Below are 19,207 nucleotides of genomic sequence, written 5' to 3' on the forward strand. Positions count from 1 at the left end.
CGAATTTTAACATTTGAAACGTTTTATAATTAATTTTACGTAAAACCAAAACAATTAAAATTTATGAAAAATCTTATTATTACAACTGTTGCATTATTAGGTTTTGCAACATTTACGTTTGCTCAAGACATTTCTCCAAACGCAATTGGATTACGTTTAGGAGATAGTGATGGTTTTGGGGCAGAAATATCTTATCAAAGAGCTTTAGGAGATAACAATCGTTTAGAAGCTGACTTAGGTTTAAGAAGCGGGAATAACTACGATGGATTTAAATTAGCTGCTTTATACCAATGGGTATGGAATATTGATGGTGGTTTTAACTGGTATGCAGGTGCTGGTGGAGGATTAGGTTCTTATAGTTTTGACAATGATATACCTGGTCTTGATGATGATAGCGAAACATTTTTATTTGTAGCTGGAGATATTGGTATTGAATATAATTTTGATATTCCGTTACAGTTATCTTTAGATGCTAGACCTGAATTAGGATTTGGAGATTATAGAGATGATTTAGATTTTGACATCGCTTTAGGAATTAGATATAGATTCTAAACCAATTAAAATACAAATAAAAAAGCCATCTAATTTAGATGGCTTTTTTTATTAATATACTTTACATTTATTAAGGGTTTCTTGATAAATAGCTTCGTATTTTGGAACGATTTGTTGTATATCAAAAGTTTTGGCTTGTGACTTAGCATTTTTCTTAAACTCCTTAAATCTACTTTCATCTTTTAAAATATAAATCGCATTTTTACTCATATCTTCAACATCTCCTACTTCACTTAAAAATCCAGAAAAACCTTCTTTATTAACTTCTGGTATTCCACCTGTATTACTTGAAATTACAGGAACACCTGACGCCATAGCTTCTAAAGCAGAAAGCCCAAAGCTTTCGGTTTTACTAGGTAGTAAAAATAAATCTGAAAAACATAGTATGCGATCAATCTCGTTACTATTCCCAAAGAAAACTACTTTATCTGCAATACCTAATTCTTCACATAAACGTTCTGCAGGTTCGCGTTCTGGTCCTTCTCCAACCATCATTAATTTGGCTGGTATTTCTTTTAGAATATTATAAAACACTTTAATTACATCTGGTATACGTTTAACTTCTCGCATATTACTAATATGCGTTATAATTTTTTCATCTTCTGTTGCCATCATAGCACGTTGACAATCTGTAAAATCATGATTAAACCTAGAAATATCTATAAAGTTAGCAACCACATTTATTTCCTTTTTTATATTAAACAAACGCAGCGTATCTTCTTTTAAACTTTGTGATACTGTTGTAACAGCATCAGATTTGTTAATACTAAATGTTACTGCTGGTTTGTAAAATGGATGATTACCTACAAGTGTAATATCTGTACCGTGTAAAGTTGTTACTATTGGTACATAAATACCTTCTTCTAACAACATTTTTTGAGCCATATATGCAGCATATGCATGAGGAATTGCGTAATGTACATGCAAAACTTCAATCTTATGAAGCTTTACCATATCTACCAATTTACTTGATAGAGCTAACTCGTATGGTTGATAATGAAATAATGGATATTCTGGAACATTTACTTCGTGAAAATGCACATTATTACCTAATAACTCTAATCGCACTGGTTGATTATAGGTTATAAAATGAATTTGATGTCCACGCTTGGATAATTCTAAACCTAATTCTGTTGCAACTACACCACTACCGCCAAAGGTTGGATAACATACTATGGCTATTCTCATTTATTTGATTGGTTTTAATTGAAAGGTTTTAATTTTCAAATATTTATAAGTTGGTCAATAATTTTAATTAAAACTTACAAAAGATCATAGTTATTCAATAATTGCTTCATATATAACTTCTTGAATATTTGTTCTTATGTTTTCTCTAAGTAACATGTTTTTTCCCATAGATGTTGGATAGGTTCTATTTGCCATAAAAACATATACAATTTCTGTTTCTGGATCTGCCCATGCATAAGTGCCTGTAAAGCCAGAATGTCCAAAACTAGTCATACTAACACAACCGCAAGTTGGTCCTACATCTCCTAATTGTGGTTTGTCAAAACCAATACCACGACGGTTATCACTTTCGCAGAAATAACATGTATTAAATTTATCTAATGTTTCACTTTTAAAATAGCGTTTTCCGCCATAAAATCCTTTTTGTAAAAACAACTGCATGATTTTGGCAATATCATTAGCATTACTAAAAATACCTGCGTGACCACCAACACCACCTTGCATTGCTGCGCCCATATCATGTACATATCCTTGCACGGTTTGGAAACGGTAATAATCATCATTTTCTGATGGAACTATATGCTTGTTACTAAATTTTTCTGAAGGATTATAAGTTGTATAATTAGCACCTAATGATTTGTAGAAATGGTCTTGAACAAGTTCATCTAAAGGTTTATCGTAGTGCTTTTCTATATATTGTTTTAAAATATAATACGGCAAATCACTGTATCTGTATCTTAATCTTGATAATAAATCTGTGTCTTTAATAATACCATTTATAGAGTCTTTATAATCGTCTCGCATATATAAGTCAGGCATAACCTTAACTGTAAATCCCTTTGTTTTTTCTTTTCTATAATATTTTAAAGACGGTTTTTTAGTAAGTGTATCTAATGTTTTATAATAAAAAGGAATCCAAGGTTTTAACTGTGCATAATGTGATAACATGCGTTTTAAAGTCACATCTTTTTTATTAGAATTTTTGTATTCTGGTATAATATCGGAAAGTTTTGTGTCTAAGCTTACAACACCTTGCTCCTCTAATTCCATTAATAATGGTAATGTAGCTACAATTTTAGTAAGAGAAGCTACATCATAAATATCATTAAACTTTACTTGTTCATCACCTTCATATGTATGTTTACCAAAGTTTTTATTGTAAATTACTTTACCGTGTCTAGCTACAATTAACTGAATACCTGGCGTCATTTTATTAGTTATCGCATAATTGGCTATAGAATCTACTTTTTTTAATATAGCACTAGACATACCAACTCGCTCTGGTGTAGAATATCCTAATCGTTCTAAACTATTTGTTTGGACTCCATCTCCAACGGAAAAATAAGGACCTGCAGAAACAGGTAAACAACCTCTAGCAGGAATAGCACCAAAAATTAACTGAGCTGATTTTTGTTGTGCAATATCACTATTTTGATAGCTAACAATAATACTTTCAAAATTAGAAATTGTTTTTAAATCCATTAACGCATATGGTTTTGCAAAAACATTTAAAATTACATTGTTAGTTCTTGCTATTTCATATAACCAGGTTAATTCTTTATCTGAAAATTTGTATGACTTCCAAGGGTTATCATTTGACTTATGAAAACCAACAATTACAGTATTATAATTTTGAAGTTTAGTAATTAAATTATCTAAATTATCATCCGAAATTATATGAACATCTGTATATTTTTTTAACTCATTATAAAAAACATCACCAGAATCATCACCTAGTTTTACATAGGCTATTTTCTTAGTTTCTAAGTGTCTAAATGGCAACTGTTTTGTTGAGTCTTTAGCAATGGTAATGGCATTTTCCATTAATTTTTCATACAAAACATCATCTTTAATTCGGTTTAAATCTTCAACTAAATTTTTAGTAGAAATTGGTTTATAGTTATTTAATCCAACTTTGTATTTAGCCATTAATATTTTTTTTACCGAATGTGCTAAACGTTTTTCAGAAATTTTACCTGTTTGATATGCTACAGCAATTTTATTAATACCAGCAGCAACATTTTCTGACATTAGCATTACATCATTACCTGCTAAAAAAGCAGCTAAATCAACTTCTCCTGCTGTGTCAAGTTTATTAACTTTATTTCCGTCGATTGAAGGACTTACATATTCTGAAACACCTTTCATTGTTAAGGCATCTGTAAAAATTAATCCTTCAAACTTTAAACGTTCTTTTAAAATATCCTTGATAATTATATTAGATATTGAAGATGGTAAACCTTCTTGACCTGTTAGGCTTGGTACATTTAAGTGTCCTACCATAACACTAGATAGTCCTTCTTTTATTAGTTTTTTATATGGATAAAGCTCTATAGAATCAATTCTTTTTGCTGAAAAATCTATTGTTGGTAAGGTTTTATGTGAATCTGAAGACGTGTCGCCATGACCAGGAAAATGTTTTGCATTAGCTAAAACGCCTGCGCTTTGCATACCTTTCATAAAAGCCAAAGCTTTTTCTGTAACATTATCTCTATCTTCCCCAAAAGATCGATTACCTATAATTGGGTTGTTAGGATTGGTATTAATATCTACTACAGGAGCAAAATTAAAATGGACACCTAAACGTTTGCAATGCTCGCCTAATTGTCTTCCTGTTTGTTCAATTAATTCGTTGTTTTTTACGGCGCCAAGTGTCATATTCCAAGGAAAAGAATAGGTTGAATCTAATCGCATACTTAATCCCCATTCTGCATCCATACCAATTAATAAAGGTGTAGCTGAAGCTGCTTGCAACTGATTATTTAATTGAGCTTGTCTAACTGGTCCTCCTTTACTGTAGATAATTCCGCCAATTTTATTGTCTTCAATAAGTTTTAATATATCATCTTTTGATGGGCCATCTCCGTTAGAAAATACTTGAACCATGTATAATTGTCCAATTTTCTCGTTTAATGATAAACTATTATACACACTATCTACCCATTTTTTTTGGGCTTCTTTGTCTTTAGTTAATAAAGGGTTATCACTATTTTGAGAAATAGAGAAAATTGAGAATAAACAAAATATAGCTAAGAAAAATAATTTATGCATAAAAATGAGTTGTCTGTTTTTATATATTCAACTAAAAACTATGCCAAATTAGTATATTTTGCAGGATAAATAAAGGACTTTAAGATTGTTTTATAAAAGCGTTATAAACAATATTAATCTACTAGATCTATATGTCTATCATGATACCCTAACAAATAGAGCACACCATCTAATCCTACGCTTGAAATAGAACTCTGTGCATTGTTTTTAACTTTAGGTTTTGCATGAAAAGCAATACCTAAACCTGCTAAATTTAGCATTGGTAAATCATTAGCACCATCTCCAACTGCAATGGTTTGATTTATATGGATACCTTCTTTTTTTACTATTTCTTTAAGGTATTCTGCTTTTTTATTACCATCAACAATTTCTCCAAGATATCCGCCTGTTAAGACACCGTTTTTAACCTCTAATTGGTTGGCATACACATAATCAATACCTAATTTTTTTTGTAAATAGTATCCAAAATAAGTGAATCCACCAGATAGTATTGCTGTCTTAAATCCGTAAGTTTTTAAAGTATCTATTAGTCGTTTTGCACCTTTAGTTATGGGTAAATTTTCAGCTACATTTTTTAAAACATCTTCACTTAAACCTTCTAACAATTTCATGCGACGTTTAAAACTTTGGTTAAAATCTATTTCGCCTTGCATTGCAGATTCTGTTATAGCCTTTACTTCTGCTCCGACGCCTGCAAGTTCAGCTAACTCATCTATAACTTCAGTTTGAATTAACGTAGAATCCATATCAAAACATACTAAGCGTCTGTTACGTCGATAAATATTATCTTCTTGAAAAGCAATATCTACATCTAAATCGTGAGATATCTGCATGAATTTTTCTGTAAACTCAGCTTTATTATCAATTTTTCCTCTAATAGAAAGTTGAATTGATGCACGAGGATAATCGTCTTCTTTAACTAAAGATGTACGACCTGTTAGTCGTTTTATCGCATCAATATTCAAATTTTTATCTGAAATGACTTGAGTAACTTTAGATATTTGTTCTGCTGTTAATTGTTCTCCTAAAATAGTTACAATATATCTGTCTTTACCTTGTAGTGTTACCCAATTTTCATAATTTTCTAAAGAAATAGGCGTAAATTTTGCTTTTACACCCAACTCGTAAGCTTTAAAAAGTAAATCTTTTAATACTGCTGAAGACTTATTTCCTGTTTCTATTTCAAAAAGAAAACCTAAAGATAACGTGTCATGTATATTTGCTTGTCCTATATCTAAAATTTTGGCTCCATAATGAGACAAAACGTTAGTTAAACTAGAGGTTAAACCTGGTTTATCTTGTCCAGAAATGTTTAGCAGAAAAATGTCTTTGGTCATGTTGTTTGTGTTTAGAAAAACCTGCTATGCCAGCTTTGTTCTGCAGGAACTTCCCAATTTTCGTTAAGCTCTCCAATATTTGTTACCAAATTATTAAAAACTATGGTGTTTTTTGATACTGCTTTATCTTTTACCATTTTTTTAAAATCAAGTAATGTTTTATGGGCAACAAATTGACCTTGTTTGTAGGATACATTCATTTTATCCATTAAATCTACATTGTAGTCTTGTTCTAATTGTTGAATAAATCTAACAGAAGCATCTATACTACAACCTGTTGCAGATTGTGATGTTTGGTCTACTGCCAATATGATAAAACGTTTATATCTAATCTCATACCCCGAATTAAGATCTGAACCGTGAGCTGTCCAATTGGTAATAAATGTATCTAATTTTTGTTTGATTTCTGTAAGCTCTTCTTCAGAAAAACTTCTATTGGCTTGGTATATCCAAACTCTTGAATGTTCTGGTAGCGTATTAAATTCTACTAACATTAATCTAAATTTTTGTTTTTGTTGTTAGGTTTACGTTTTGCCATAAAAATGCCAAAAATCCAAAATAAGAAAAAGCTAATAGTAGTATATAAGCTATTGAACGGCATATCTCTTAAATAGTTAATAAATGTAACTATTAATGTCCCTATAATAGCCATTATAAAACCAGTTATAACTCTTTGTTTTAACGGTGGTTTTTGTTGGTTTTCCAAAGCTTATTTACTCTTGTGTGTTAGCTATTAGTTCTGCAATATCCATAACATCTATTTCTGCTTCTTTTTCTTTGGCTTTAACACCATCTGTCATCATTGTATTACAGAATGGGCATGCAGTAATAATTACTTTTGGATCAGTTTCTAAAGCGTCTTCTGTTCTTAAAACGTTAATGTCTTTATCTCCCTTTTCTGGTTCTTTAAACATTTGTGCACCACCAGCACCACAACATAAAGAGTGACGTTGGTTACGTTTCATTTCTTTAAAATCTACACCTAATGTTTGAATTAAATCTCTAGGAGCTTCAAACACTTCGTTAGCACGACCTAGGTAGCATGGATCATGAAAAGTAACTTTTTTTCCTTTAAATTCTGATTCTTTAACTTTTAGTTTTCCTTGAGAAATTAATTGTGACAAAAATTCGGTATGATGAAATACCTCATAATTACCACCTAATCCAGGATATTCATTTTTTATGGTATTATAGTCATGAGGATCTGTTGTTATAATTTTTTTCACCTCATACATATTCATTACCTCAATGTTAGTTACAGCTTGCATCTGAAATAAAAACTCGTTACCAGCTCTTTTTGCAGCATCACCAGAGTCTGACTCTTCTGTTCCTAAAACAGCAAAATCTACATTAGCTTTATTTAATAATTTTACAAATGCTTTGGTTATTTTTTTTGCTCTATCATCAAAAGCACCTGCAGAACCTACCCAAAATAAATATTCTGGATTTTTACCTTCTGCCATCATTTGTTCCATTGTTGGCACATTTAATTGCTCGCTCATACTATTAGGAGTTTATTTGTTTAAAGCTTTAAAATCTTCTTTTGAAAGCCTTATGTATATTGATAATATTTTTATTCCGTTATCTCTACGGTTTTTAGGATCGTTTTGTTCAAGTTCTGATAATTTAATCGCTTGTAATCCTAATTGTTTTTTTTGTTCTTCGGTACAATAATCACAAAGTACTTTTTTCAATTTTATATCTTCTACTTTACTTTTATAATACTTTATTGCTGTGATTATTTTAAATTGTAATGAGTCTTTTGTATAATCTTGCGCTTTGGTTTGGTTTAAACTAAAGATGAATATGATTAATATTAGAACTCTGTATTTCAATTTTTAAAAATTTTAGTCTACTCGTCTTTCCATTTTAAACGATCCATTTGGTTGTATGGCCAAGGTGCACCGTTATTTTCTATATTAGTCATCATATTATTTAATTCCATTGGTGCCGCACTTTGCTCCATAACTAAATATTGACGCATTTGCATGATAATATTTAATGGATCAATACTAACTGGACAAGCCTCTACACAAGCGTTACAGCTGGTACATGCCCAAAGTTCTTCATTAGTAATATAATCTCCTAATAATTGTTTACCGTCATCTACAAATTTACCACCGTTTGCATCAATGTTTTTACCAACTTCTTCTAAACGATCTCTGGTATCCATCATGATTTTACGTGGTGATAATTTTTTACCTGTAAGGTTTGCAGGACATTCGCTAGTACAACGACCACATTCTGTACAGGTGTAGGCGTTTAATAAGTTTAACCAACTTAAGTCTTGCACATCGCTTGCTCCAAATTTTTCTGGTTCTGCAGCGTTTTCGTCTTCTGCTGGCGTAGCAAATGGATCTGCATTTGGATCCATCATTAACTGTACTTCTTTAGTTACTGTTGGGTTATTAGGAAACTGTCCTTTTGGCGTTAATTTACCGTAATACGTATTTGGGAACGCTAGTAAGATATGTAAATGCTTAGAGAAGTATAAATAATTTAAGAATACTAAAATACCTACAATGTGTAACCACCAAGCAGCTCTTTCTATAATGTGTAATGTTCCTTCTGATAATCCAGAAAATAAAGGTGAAATAAATTGACTAATTACATTACCTGAATCTAAGGATTGAAATGTTGTATCTGTTGCATTCATAACCAAAAACAAGGTCATTAATACCATTTCAAAATAAAGGATAAAATTACCGTCATTTTTAGGCCAACCTTTCATTTCGGCGCTTAAAAAACGTTTTAATTTAATAACGTTACGTCTTAACCAAAATATAACAACTGTAACAAATACTAATGCTGCAAGGATTTCAAAACTACCTATTAAAAATCCGTAAACAGATGTTGGTAATACTTTTAATCCTATTCTATGCGTCCCGAAAAGTCCATCAAGAATAATTTCTAAAACTTCAATATTTATAATAACAAAGCCTACGTAAACAATTATGTGTAACAATCCTGCTATAGGTCTTTTTACCATTTTACTTTGCCCTAAAGCAATGTAAGCCATGTTTTTCCAACGTTGTGGTTTGTTATCTGAAACGTCTAAATCTTTACCTAGCTTAATGTTTCTTGATAATTTTTTTACGTTTTTTACAAAGTAGCCAATGCCTAAAATAAGGACAATTGCAAATAGAATATTAGGAATATATTCCATAGTTAGTCAATTTTAATTTAGTTAGTTATTGTCTTTAATCTCATTACCTTCAGCATCATAACGTTTCGGTTTTTTTCCAAATAATGAAAAATGTACATAACGCTTTGGATTTAACTTCATGTCTTGCAGAAGTTGTTCCATTTGCAATGCTGCGCCTTCAAGATTATTATATAATTTATCGTCTTTTAAAAGTTTTCCTAAAGAGCCTTCTCCATTTTCTACACTTGCTAATATACCATTAACACTGTTTAATGTATTCTCTAATTTTTCAATACTATTACTTATTTGAGCTTCTTTTAACTCTTTTGATAATGTAGTTAAATCCTGACTTACGGTTTTAAAATTTTCTAAAACTTGAGCTATATTCTCATCATTCTTCTTAACAACTCCGTTTATTGAATATGAAAGATTTTTAAATGATTTTAAAGTTGAATTTAACTCTGCAATTGTATTTTTTAATCCGTTTTCTGATGTATCTGTAACTAAACCATTTAGGTTAATTAATAATGTATCTGCAGATTTTAATGTTGAATTTAGGTCTGTACTAAGTTCAGAAAAGTTTCCTGTTAGTTTATCTACTAATCCTTGCTCTACTTCAGACTTTAAAAAGTCACCATCCTTAGCATAATCATTATCATTAGCAGCAATTAAAGCCAAAGCATTACCATCCATAATACCTGGCTTGTAAAGTCTTATAATACTATTTTTTGAAAATTTTATTTCTTCATCAACAGTAAAAGACACTCTTGTTTTACCAGTGTTTATATCGTAAACAATATCTTTTACCTTACCAACTCTATTTCCTTTAATAGTTACAGAAGAAGATTTTGAAAGCGCATTGTATTCAAATTCGGTATAATATACATCGTCATTTTCTAAAATATTATTTCCTTTTAAGTAGTTATAACCGAATATAAACAGGAAAATACCTGTAAGAACAATTATAGAGGTTTTGACTTCTTTTGTAATTTTTATCATATTAGAACTTGGTTATGTAACAAAATTAGAAATAAAATTATTAATGGACTGCTATTTTTTTTCTGTTTTTAAAGCTTCAGAAACTTTTATCTGTTTACCATCTTTAAATGCAGTAATAAATGCTGTATTATAACCTTTGTTTTTTGCTTGAATTTGAAGCTTTTGTATTTGATTATAGTCTGATGTGTATCCATAATAATATTTGTAAAGCTTACCTACTTTTTGTCTAGAAATATCTTTTAAACCTTTAAAATTATAAGGTTTAGGGTCTAAAGCTTTACTACTTGCAGCCAATTGTACCTTAAAAACAACATTTGTAATGGTGTTTTCTGTTGTTGGTATCGTATCGGCAATAGGTTTTTCTATATGGTTACCTACATTAAAATCTAAATCTTTTTTATAATCTTTAATTGCATTAGCAATAGCTGTTGATAACTCTGCTTGACCTTTTTTAGAGTTAAGGTATTTACCTTCGTGCGTGTTGGTTACAAAACCTGTTTCTATCAATACACTTGGCATAACTGTTTGATGCAAAACAATAAAACCTGCTTGTTTTACACCTCTATTTTTTCGTTTTAGTTTGTTTGTAAAGTTACCTTGAATGTTAGTTGCTAGCTTAATACTTTGATCTAAATACTCTTCTTGCATAAAGGACAAACCAATAAAAGATTCTGGTGAGTTTGGATTAAAACCAGCGTAATTTTCTTCATGGTTTTCTTCTAAAAAGATCACTTCGTTTTCTGCTTTAGCAACCTCAAAATTGGTTTTATTTCTATGCAATCCTAAAACATAGGTTTCTGAGCCATAAGCTTGACTAGTATGAGCATTACAATGTACAGAGACAAACAAGTCTGCATTAGCATCATTTGCTATTTTACCTCTTTTAAATAAATCTACAAATACATCTGTTTTTCTGGTATAAACTACTTTTATATCATGTTCTTTTTCTAAAATCTGACCAATTCCTAATACAACTTTTAAAGCTATATCTTTTTCTTTTAGTCCAGATTTAGCATGTTTACCAGGATCTTTACCACCATGACCAGCATCTAAGACTACTATAAATTTATCTTTATCAACTTGAGCAAAAACATTATTTAATGTAAAAAATGTTAATACTATAATAAAAGATACGAAATGTTTTAAAGTGTTCGTTTGCATAGATATTATAACCTTTTTTTTATAGGTTTATTATGGAATATAAATTTTAACGAAATATAAATATTTCAATAAAAAATATATGTAGTTTTGTCATTTCAAAAACCAAGCCATACTTTTACAAAAATACATTTAAAAGCATTGCATACACAACGTCTTAACATACTTTTTACCCTGAGTTTTACAATGTTTATTAACATTGTTTGCTTTGCACAAAAAGATTTGCCTAAGGAAGGAACAAAAATTCCGCCTGTAGAAAACACAGAAGAATTACCTGAAGAAGAAGTTAATGATAGTCTAACCATTGATGCAGAAAGCTTTTTGGCAAGTAATAAAGAAATAGACTCTACCAAAAACGATACTATAAAGCCTAAAACTCAACTTTTATCAAGTACTGTAACTTATAAGGCTACAGATTATATGGCTTACAAGAAAAAAGAATCTAAAATGTATCTTTATAATGAAGCTGAAGTCTATTATGAAGATATGGAAATTAAAGCCGGTAGTATTATTTTAGATTTTGATAAAGATCTAGTATATGCTTACGGTATAAAGGATACATTAGGTAGTTATACACAAAGACCAAGCTTTAAGCAAGGTCAAAACTTAATAGAGCCAGATTCTATTATATTTAACACAGTGACAAAAAAAGGGTTAATTTACAACTCACAAACAGAACAAAACGGAGGTACTTTAATCACAGAAACTACTAAAAAAATTAATGATTCTGTATATTATGTAAGAAATGCAAAATTTACTACTGCAGAAGATTTAGACGATCCGGAATATTATTTTTTAATCAGTAAAGGTAAAATTGTACCAAACTCAAAAGTTATTACTGGTCCAACACAAATGCATATATATGATGTCCCTACTCCTGTTTGGATACCTTTTGCTTTTTTCCCGTTAACCAAAACACGTACATCTGGGGTAATATTTCCTAGTTTTGGAGAAGATGGTACACGTGGTTACTTTTTACAAAATGGTGGATATTATTTTGCGATTAGTGATTATGTAGATTTAGCTACTATCGGAGATTATTACACCAATGGTAGTTATGGATTAAGACTAGAAAGTAAATATGCCAAACGTTATAAGTTTAATGGTAACGTAGGATTTAGATATGAAAATTTAATTACTAGCGAGCGTGGCTTTCCTGATTATGCAAAAACTACTATTTATAACATACGTTGGTCTCACAATCAAGATAGTAAAGCCAATCCTAACTCACGTTTTTCTGCGTCTGTAAACCTTGGTAGTAGTAATTATTATCAACAATCTGTAAATCAAGTAAACTTACCTAACACTCAAAACAACACACTAGCATCTTCTATCTCCTATTCTAAAACATTTCAAGGAGAACCACAAGCAAATATTAGTTTAACAGCTACTCACTCTCAAAACACACAAACAGGACTTGTAAATATGACACTACCAACGTTTCAAGGTAGTATAAGTCGTATATTTCCTTTTGCACCAAAAACTGGAGTTAAAAAAGGAATTATTCAAAACATTAACTTACAGTATAATGTTAGAGCAGAAAATAGAATAAGTACAGAAGAAGAATTTTTCTTTAAAAGTGAAATGTTTGATGATGCGCAAGTTGGCGCAAGGCATTCTATACCAATTTCTACAAACTTTAAAGTGTTTGACTATTTTAGTGTAAGTGCTAATGCTAATTATGAAGAAGTATGGACATTAAATCCAATTAGAAAATATTATGATCCTGTGCTAGATGATATCGTTACAGAAGAACTAAACAAATTTGATTCTTTTAGAACCTATAATTTTAGCACAAGTGTTGGTACAACCATTTATGGTATGTTTGACTTTGACAAAAAAGGAGAAGGCAAAAGATTACAAAAAATAAGACACGTTATTAGACCATCTATAAGTTATAATATTAATCCAGCTTTTGATAATTATTATGACACCGTAGAAGTTATTGACGCAGATGGAACAACAAGGTCAGAATATACTCGTTTTGAAAACAGTCTTTTTGGTAGTCCAAACAATACCTTTTCTAGTTCTATAGGTATTGGTATAGCAAATAACTTTGAAGCAAAAGTAAGAGACAGAGACACCACAAAAGTAGAACCAAAAAAAATTACACTATTAAATAACTTAAATTTTTCTACATCATATAATGTGGCAGGAGACTCTTTAAATTGGAGTCCTGTAAGAGTTACCGGTGGTATGCAAATTTTAAATAATAAAATGAACATTAACTTTGGTGCTACATTAGACCCATATGCATTAGATGCTAACAACAGAAGAATAAACACTTTTAATATAGATAATGGTGGAAGTTTATTTAGAATGACCAGCGCTAACCTTACTTTAAACTACAGCCTAAGCAGTGATGGTATAAGCAATTCTACTAACGAAAGTCAAAGCTCTATTAACGAAAGGTTACAAGGTGGTGGACGTGCAGATGACTTATTTGGTGTATCTGAAGATTTTGCAGATCAACAATTTAATAGAGATGGTGTCGATAAAGAAGAAGAGGAAGAAGAAGAATCCGAACTCTACAATTACAAAATACCATGGAGCCTAAGACTTGCCTATGCTGTAAACTACTCTAACGCAGCAAGACAAAATGAAATATCCTCACATTCATTAATGTTCTCTGGTGATATAGAAATTTCACCAAAATGGTCCATTGGTGGATCATCAAGTTATGATTTTAAAAACAAAGGATTTGGTTTAACTCAATTAAGATTTCAACGTGATTTATTAAGTTGGAGAATGAACTTTAGTTGGGTACCTTTTGGTACTTATAATCGTTGGAATTTTTTCATAGGAATAAAATCAAGCTTACTTAAAGATTTAAAATACGAACAACGTCGTAGACCAGACGAACAATTATAATATTAATTATGAAAAAAATCATAACAACAACAAAAGCACCAGCTCCAATAGGACCATATAACCAAGCGGTTTTAAACGGAAATACTTTATACACATCAGGTCAAATTGCTTTTAATCCTGAAACTAATGAGCTTGTTTTAGATGATATTAAAACAGAAACTAAACAAGTCATGGAAAATCTAAAAGCAGTGTTAGAAGCTGCAGAAATGACTTTTGAAAATGTGATAAAAACTTCAATATTTATTAGTGATATGAATAACTTTTCTTTAATTAATGAAGTCTATGGAAGTTATTTTAATGAAGACACTGCTCCAGCAAGAGAAACCGTAGAAGTAGCAAACTTACCAAAATTTGTAAATGTAGAAATTAGTATGATTGCTTCAAAATAAGCTATAACTATAAACAATTGTTAATAAAACAGCCTTATCTTTTTAAAAAAAGATAAGGCTTCTTTTTTAATTACTTGTATTTTTGATAGTAACCCAAACATTACTATCAATGCGTATTGAATTAGATATTAAATTAGGTTTTAAAGATGTAATGATAAGACCTAAAAGATCTACATTAAAAAGTAGATCGCAAGTAGACTTAGAAAGAGAGTTTAAATTTTTACACAGTAACCATACCTGGAAAGGTATACCTATTATGGCAGCTAATATGGATACTGTTGGTACGTTTGAAATGGCTTCTGCCCTATCTAAACACAAACTATTTACTGCAATACATAAGCATTATTCTTTAGAGCAATGGAATCAATTTCTATCTACTTCAGGTAACGACATTAGTAATTATATAGCAGTAAGTACAGGAACAGGAAAAAATGACATTGAAAAGCTAAATTCAATTTTTAATGCTCATCCTGATTTAAAGTTTATTTGCATAGATGTTGCTAATGGCTATTCAGAGCATTTTGTTGATTTTGTAAAGAAAACAAGAGATAATTTTCCTGATAAGATTATTATGGCAGGAAATGTTGTAACCGGAGAAATGGTTGAAGAGCTATTAATATCAGGAGCAGATATAGTAAAAGTAGGTATTGGACCAGGTAGTGTTTGCACAACACGTGTTAAAACAGCTGTTGGTTACCCGCAATTATCTGCAATTATCGAATGTGCTGATGCAGCTCATGGGTTAGGTGGACAAATAATTAGTGATGGTGGTTGTACTATTCCTGGAGATTTATCTAAAGCTTTTGGAGCAGGTGCTGATTTTGTTATGCTTGGCGGTATGTTTGCTGGTCATACAGAAAGTGGCGGTACTACTATAGAAAAAGACGGAAAAAAGTATAAGCAATTTTACGGTATGAGCTCTGCAACAGCAATGAATAAACATGTTGGTGGCGTAGCAGATTATAGAGCTAGTGAAGGTAAAACTGTAGAAGTTGCTTTTAAAGGTGATGTAGAAAACACATTGCAAGATATTTTAGGAGGCATAAGAAGCACATGTACGTATGTTGGTGCTGCAAAACTAAAAGAGCTAACAAAAAGAACTACTTTTATTCGTGTTGCAGAACAAGAAAATCAAGTTTATAACTCATAAAAAAAAGCACTTTATTAAGTTAAAGTGCTTTCATTAAAAGATCTGCTGTAGCAGGATTTGTAGCTAATGGTACATCATGTACATCACATAATCGCATTAGCATTAAAACGTCTGGTTCGTGTGGATGTTTTTCTAAAGGATCTCTAAAAAACAATACCATATTACATTTTCCTTCTGCTACTCTTGCTGCAATTTGTGCATCTCCTCCTAAAGGTCCTGATAAAAGTCTAGTAACATCAAATCCTGCTTTTTTTACTTTTTTACCAGTTGTACCTGTAGAAATTAATGTTATATTTTTATTTAGTAATAAGTCTTTGTGCTGGTTTAAAAACTGAACCATTTCTGCTTTTTTACCATCGTGTGCTATAATTGCTATTTCCATAGGTCTTTGGTATTAAGAAGCATTAGTATGAAAGCTAACTAAACCTTCAATAGGTCTTCTTTCAAAATTTCCCACTTTAAAGTTTAGCTCTTTAGCAACTTCTTTAATTTCTTCTTGACAGAAAAAAGCTATTGAACCTGCAAAATGTACAGGAACAGTTTTTAGCTCTTCTTCGTACTGCAAAATCATGTTTTTAGCAAAACGTCTTATACCCTTTTTTATTAATTCTTTTACGTAATCAGAATCTTTATTAAGTATCATAAACTCTGCAAAACTTGCTAAATACGCGTTAGGATTTGGCTGTTTGTATAAATTATATTTAATATAATCTGCATCTAAATTATACTTGTCTCCAAAAGCTACTTTTATTTCTTCTGGCATGTGGTTAAAGTAATAATCACGTATTAATTCTTTACCATAATAGTTACCAGAAGCATCATCCATTAATGTATAACCTAAAGATTTTACACGTTGGTGTAGTTTTTTTCCATCATAATAACTACAGTTTGATCCTGTACCCATTATACAGACTACTGCAGCTTCGGTTGGCTCGTTTACTGTTGCAAATACGGCAGCCATAGTATCTTCTTCTACAGAAATTTCTGCATTAGGAAAAAACTCGTGAAGTACTAATTTTAGTACTAATTTTGGGTTTTCTGTACCACAACCAGCTCCATAAAAATAGATATTAGTTACTTCTTTTCTATGTTTTTTTAAAGCTTCACTTTTTTTAAGAACTTTTTTTATTTTCTTTTCTGAAAGAAGCGCAGGATTTAATCCTTTTGTACGGATTTTTTCTAACAACTGATTTCCTTGGTTATCTACCGCTTTCCAGTCGCATTTTGTAGATCCGCTATCAACAATTAAAATCATAAAATTAGTTTTAACAAAAAAGCGTAGCACTTTTTTATAAATATACTACGCTTTTGTTTAATTGAATAATTATGGATTATAGTGAGTTTACTTTTAAAGCTAAATCTACTAATTTGTTTGAGTATCCAAATTCGTTATCATACCAAGATATTAACTTGAAGAATCCAGAATTTAATTCGATTGACGCTTCTGAGTCAAATACACTTGTTCTTTCTTCGCTTACAAAGTCTTGAGAAACTACCATTTCGTCTGTGTAACCTAACACACCTTCCATTTCTCCTTCAGAAGCTTTCTTCATTGCTGCTTTAATTTCTTCTAAAGAAGTTTCTTTTTTCGTTTTTACAGTAAGATCTACTACAGAAACATCTACAGTAGGCACTCTAAATGCCATACCAGTTAATTTTCCGTCCAATTCTGGAATAACTTTACCTACAGCTTTTGCTGCTCCTGTTGATGTTGGTATAATGTTATTTAAAGCTGAACGACCTAATCTATAGTTTTTTCTTGATGGTGAATCTACCGTAAATTGTGTTGATGTAGCAGCGTGAATTGTTGTCATTAATGCCTCTTCTATACCAAAGTTTTCTTCTATCACTTTAGCGATTGGTGCTAAACAGTTAGTTGTACAAGATGCATTTGACACAATATTGTCTGATGCTTGTAATTTGTTGTCATTTACACCCATTACAAACATTGGTGCGTCTTTACTTGGTGCTGAAATTACTACTTTTTTAGCTCCTGCTTGAATGTGGTAATCTGCTGTTTCTAATGTTGTAAATATACCTGTACACTCTGCAACCACATCTACTCCTGCTTCATCCCATTTTAAGTTTTTTGGGTCTCTTTCTGCAGTTACACGTATAGTTTTTCCTTCTACTATTAGGTTACCGTCTTTTACTTCTATTTTACCATCGTAACGTCCGTGTACAGAATCGTATTCTAATAAGTATGCTAAATGCTCTACGTCTAATAAATCATTTATTGCTACTACTTCTACATTATCTCTTTTTAAAGTTGCTCTAAAAACGATTCTCCCAATACGACCAAAACCGTTAATTCCTAATTTTAATGTTGACATATTTCTATTAATTATTTTATTGTTAGTTATTATTTATGTTGTCATTATATCTGATACACGAATTAACTCGTGATCAATCTCTGACTTTCCTTTTACTGCTTGTTCTAATGGTGTTAAAACTATTTCGTCTTTAAGTAATCCTACCATGTAATTAGATTTACCTTCCAAAAGACTTTCAACTGCTTTTACACCCATTCTACTAGCTAAAACACGATCAAAGCATGATGGTGATCCGCCACGTTGCATGTGACCTAAAACAGATACTCTTACTTCGTATTCTTCCATGTTTTCTTCAACATAGTCTTTAAGTTCGAATACGTTTTTACCTGTTTTATCTCCTTCTGCTACAATTACTATACTAGAAGATTTACCTGATTGTTTACTTCTTCTTAAAGATTCTAAAAGTCTATCTAAACCTAAGTCTTCTTCTGGTATTAAAATTTCTTCAGCTCCTGCTCCTACACCAACGTTTAAGGCTATATGACCTGCATCTCTTCCCATTACTTCTACAAAAAATAGACGATTATGAGAACTAGCTGTATCTCTAATTTTATCTACACAATCTACTACAGTATTAAGTGCTGTATCATAACCTAAAGTGTGTGATGTACCATAAATATCATTATCTATTGTACCTGGTATACCCATTACAGGAAAACCAAATTCCTCGTTAAAGATTAATGCTCCTGTAAAACTTCCATCACCACCAATTACAACTAATGCATCTACGTTTTCGGCAACTAAAGCGTCATAGGCTTTTTTACGACCTTCTTTAGTTCTAAACTCATCAGATCTAGCAGATTTTAAAAATGTACCTCCTTTATTGATAATATCTTTTACACTTCTTGCTGTTAAGGGTTTAAAATCGCCTTCAATCATACCCTCGTAACCTCTATATATTCCTACACATTCTATTTTGTAAAAAGCGCAGGTTCTAACCACAGAACGAATAGCTGCATTCATACCAGGAGAATCTCCTCCAGAGGTAAAAACAGCTACTTTTTTTATAGTATTTGACATAAAATTAATTTGTT

17 protein-coding genes are annotated in these 19,207 nt (G+C 30.9%); 4 read left to right on the top strand and 13 right to left on the bottom strand.

Annotated features, from left to right (window positions below; all coding sequences use genetic code 11):
• Positions 1–63: 63 nt before the first annotated feature.
• Positions 64–552: a hypothetical protein gene (locus H574_RS0102485; RefSeq protein ID WP_027879039.1), complete on the top strand. Its 489-nt coding sequence runs from the start codon at positions 64–66 to the stop codon at positions 550–552.
• Positions 553–603: 51 nt separating this feature from the next.
• On the opposite strand, the gene bshA is transcribed toward H574_RS0102485, so the two are convergent.
• From bshA to H574_RS0102535, 9 genes are all read right to left on the bottom strand, one after another.
• Positions 604–1,740: an N-acetyl-alpha-D-glucosaminyl L-malate synthase BshA gene (bshA, locus tag H574_RS0102490; RefSeq protein ID WP_027879040.1), complete on the bottom strand. Its 1,137-nt coding sequence runs from the start codon at positions 1,738–1,740 to the stop codon at positions 604–606.
• Positions 1,741–1,830: 90 nt separating this feature from the next.
• A complete protein-coding gene (locus tag H574_RS0102495; RefSeq protein WP_027879041.1) occupies positions 1,831–4,791 on the bottom strand; it encodes a serine hydrolase domain-containing protein in 2,961 nt (986 codons plus the stop codon).
• A gap of 113 nt (positions 4,792–4,904) precedes the next feature.
• Positions 4,905–6,128: a phosphoserine phosphatase SerB gene (gene serB / locus H574_RS0102500; protein WP_027879042.1), complete on the bottom strand. Its 1,224-nt coding sequence runs from the start codon at positions 6,126–6,128 to the stop codon at positions 4,905–4,907.
• An 11-nt stretch (positions 6,129–6,139) separates the two neighbouring features.
• On the bottom strand, positions 6,140–6,622 hold the full coding sequence (locus tag H574_RS0102505; RefSeq protein WP_027879043.1) for a hypothetical protein: 483 nt from the start codon (positions 6,620–6,622) through the stop codon (positions 6,140–6,142).
• Positions 6,623–6,841: 219 nt separating this feature from the next.
• Positions 6,842–7,630 (bottom strand): (Fe-S)-binding protein, encoded by a 789-nt coding sequence (locus H574_RS0102515; protein ID WP_027879045.1) that lies wholly within the window; start codon positions 7,628–7,630, stop codon positions 6,842–6,844.
• Between the two features lie 12 nt (positions 7,631–7,642).
• Positions 7,643–7,963 carry a hypothetical protein gene (locus H574_RS0102520; protein ID WP_081653162.1) on the bottom strand — a complete coding sequence of 107 codons (321 nt, stop codon included), beginning with the start codon at positions 7,961–7,963 and terminating at the stop codon, positions 7,643–7,645.
• A 17-nt stretch (positions 7,964–7,980) separates the two neighbouring features.
• The gene (locus H574_RS0102525; RefSeq protein WP_027879047.1) at positions 7,981–9,294 is read right to left on the bottom strand and encodes a 4Fe-4S dicluster domain-containing protein; all 1,314 of its coding nucleotides are present in this window, start codon (positions 9,292–9,294) and stop codon (positions 7,981–7,983) included.
• 21 nt (positions 9,295–9,315) lie between these two features.
• Entirely contained in the window at positions 9,316–10,272 is a 957-nt protein-coding gene (locus H574_RS0102530; RefSeq protein ID WP_051169811.1) for an MlaD family protein, read from the bottom strand.
• Between the two features lie 51 nt (positions 10,273–10,323).
• Positions 10,324–11,433, bottom strand: a complete 1,110-nt coding sequence (locus H574_RS0102535; protein WP_027879049.1) for an N-acetylmuramoyl-L-alanine amidase family protein — start codon at positions 11,431–11,433, stop codon at positions 10,324–10,326.
• An 87-nt stretch (positions 11,434–11,520) separates the two neighbouring features.
• Between H574_RS0102535 and H574_RS0102540 the strand changes: the two genes are divergently transcribed.
• From H574_RS0102540 to H574_RS0102550, 3 genes are all read left to right on the top strand, one after another.
• Entirely contained in the window at positions 11,521–14,301 is a 2,781-nt protein-coding gene (locus tag H574_RS0102540; protein ID WP_027879050.1) for a putative LPS assembly protein LptD, read from the top strand.
• An 8-nt stretch (positions 14,302–14,309) separates the two neighbouring features.
• Complete coding sequence (locus H574_RS0102545; protein WP_027879051.1) at positions 14,310–14,690, top strand: RidA family protein; 381 nt, start codon at positions 14,310–14,312, stop codon at positions 14,688–14,690.
• Between the two features lie 109 nt (positions 14,691–14,799).
• Positions 14,800–15,840 (top strand): GMP reductase, encoded by a 1,041-nt coding sequence (locus H574_RS0102550; protein ID WP_027879052.1) that lies wholly within the window; start codon positions 14,800–14,802, stop codon positions 15,838–15,840.
• Between the two features lie 19 nt (positions 15,841–15,859).
• Here H574_RS0102550 and H574_RS0102555 read toward each other — a convergent pair whose 3' ends face one another.
• From H574_RS0102555 to pfkA, 4 genes are all read right to left on the bottom strand, one after another.
• Positions 15,860–16,222 carry a methylglyoxal synthase gene (locus H574_RS0102555; RefSeq protein WP_027879053.1) on the bottom strand — a complete coding sequence of 121 codons (363 nt, stop codon included), beginning with the start codon at positions 16,220–16,222 and terminating at the stop codon, positions 15,860–15,862.
• Between the two features lie 12 nt (positions 16,223–16,234).
• The gene (locus tag H574_RS0102560; RefSeq protein WP_027879054.1) at positions 16,235–17,095 is read right to left on the bottom strand and encodes an N-acetylglucosamine kinase; all 861 of its coding nucleotides are present in this window, start codon (positions 17,093–17,095) and stop codon (positions 16,235–16,237) included.
• A 76-nt stretch (positions 17,096–17,171) separates the two neighbouring features.
• The gene (gene gap, locus H574_RS0102565) at positions 17,172–18,173 is read right to left on the bottom strand and encodes a type I glyceraldehyde-3-phosphate dehydrogenase (RefSeq protein ID WP_027879055.1); all 1,002 of its coding nucleotides are present in this window, start codon (positions 18,171–18,173) and stop codon (positions 17,172–17,174) included.
• 33 nt (positions 18,174–18,206) lie between these two features.
• A complete protein-coding gene (gene pfkA / locus H574_RS0102570; protein WP_027879056.1) occupies positions 18,207–19,193 on the bottom strand; it encodes a 6-phosphofructokinase in 987 nt (328 codons plus the stop codon).
• Positions 19,194–19,207 lie beyond the last annotated feature (14 nt).

It is taken from the genome of Mesoflavibacter zeaxanthinifaciens DSM 18436, assembly GCF_000422365.1.
In the GTDB taxonomy this organism is placed as follows: Bacteria; Bacteroidota; Bacteroidia; order Flavobacteriales; family Flavobacteriaceae; genus Mesoflavibacter; species Mesoflavibacter zeaxanthinifaciens.

Bases quoted from the DNA above. Each gene is read 5' to 3' on its own strand.
- gap (WP_027879055.1), bottom strand. From the start codon at position 18,173: ATGTCAACATTAAAATTAGGAATTAACGGTTTTGGTCGTATTGGGAGA.
- H574_RS0102525 (WP_027879047.1), bottom strand. From the start codon at position 9,294: ATGGAATATATTCCTAATATTCTATTTGCAATTGTCCTTATTTTAGGC.
- H574_RS0102550 (WP_027879052.1), top strand. From the start codon at position 14,800: ATGCGTATTGAATTAGATATTAAATTAGGTTTTAAAGATGTAATGATA.
- bshA (WP_027879040.1), bottom strand. From the start codon at position 1,740: ATGAGAATAGCCATAGTATGTTATCCAACCTTTGGCGGTAGTGGTGTA.
- H574_RS0102495 (WP_027879041.1), bottom strand. From the start codon at position 4,791: ATGCATAAATTATTTTTCTTAGCTATATTTTGTTTATTCTCAATTTTC.
- H574_RS0102560 (WP_027879054.1), bottom strand. From the start codon at position 17,095: ATGATTTTAATTGTTGATAGCGGATCTACAAAATGCGACTGGAAAGCG.
- H574_RS0102505 (WP_027879043.1), bottom strand. From the start codon at position 6,622: ATGTTAGTAGAATTTAATACGCTACCAGAACATTCAAGAGTTTGGATA.
- H574_RS0102485 (WP_027879039.1), top strand. From the start codon at position 64: ATGAAAAATCTTATTATTACAACTGTTGCATTATTAGGTTTTGCAACA.
- H574_RS0102535 (WP_027879049.1), bottom strand. From the start codon at position 11,433: ATGCAAACGAACACTTTAAAACATTTCGTATCTTTTATTATAGTATTA.
- H574_RS0102555 (WP_027879053.1), bottom strand. From the start codon at position 16,222: ATGGAAATAGCAATTATAGCACACGATGGTAAAAAAGCAGAAATGGTT.
- pfkA (WP_027879056.1), bottom strand. From the start codon at position 19,193: ATGTCAAATACTATAAAAAAAGTAGCTGTTTTTACCTCTGGAGGAGAT.
- serB (WP_027879042.1), bottom strand. From the start codon at position 6,128: ATGACCAAAGACATTTTTCTGCTAAACATTTCTGGACAAGATAAACCA.
- H574_RS0102515 (WP_027879045.1), bottom strand. From the start codon at position 7,630: ATGAGCGAGCAATTAAATGTGCCAACAATGGAACAAATGATGGCAGAA.
- H574_RS0102530 (WP_051169811.1), bottom strand. From the start codon at position 10,272: ATGATAAAAATTACAAAAGAAGTCAAAACCTCTATAATTGTTCTTACA.
- H574_RS0102545 (WP_027879051.1), top strand. From the start codon at position 14,310: ATGAAAAAAATCATAACAACAACAAAAGCACCAGCTCCAATAGGACCA.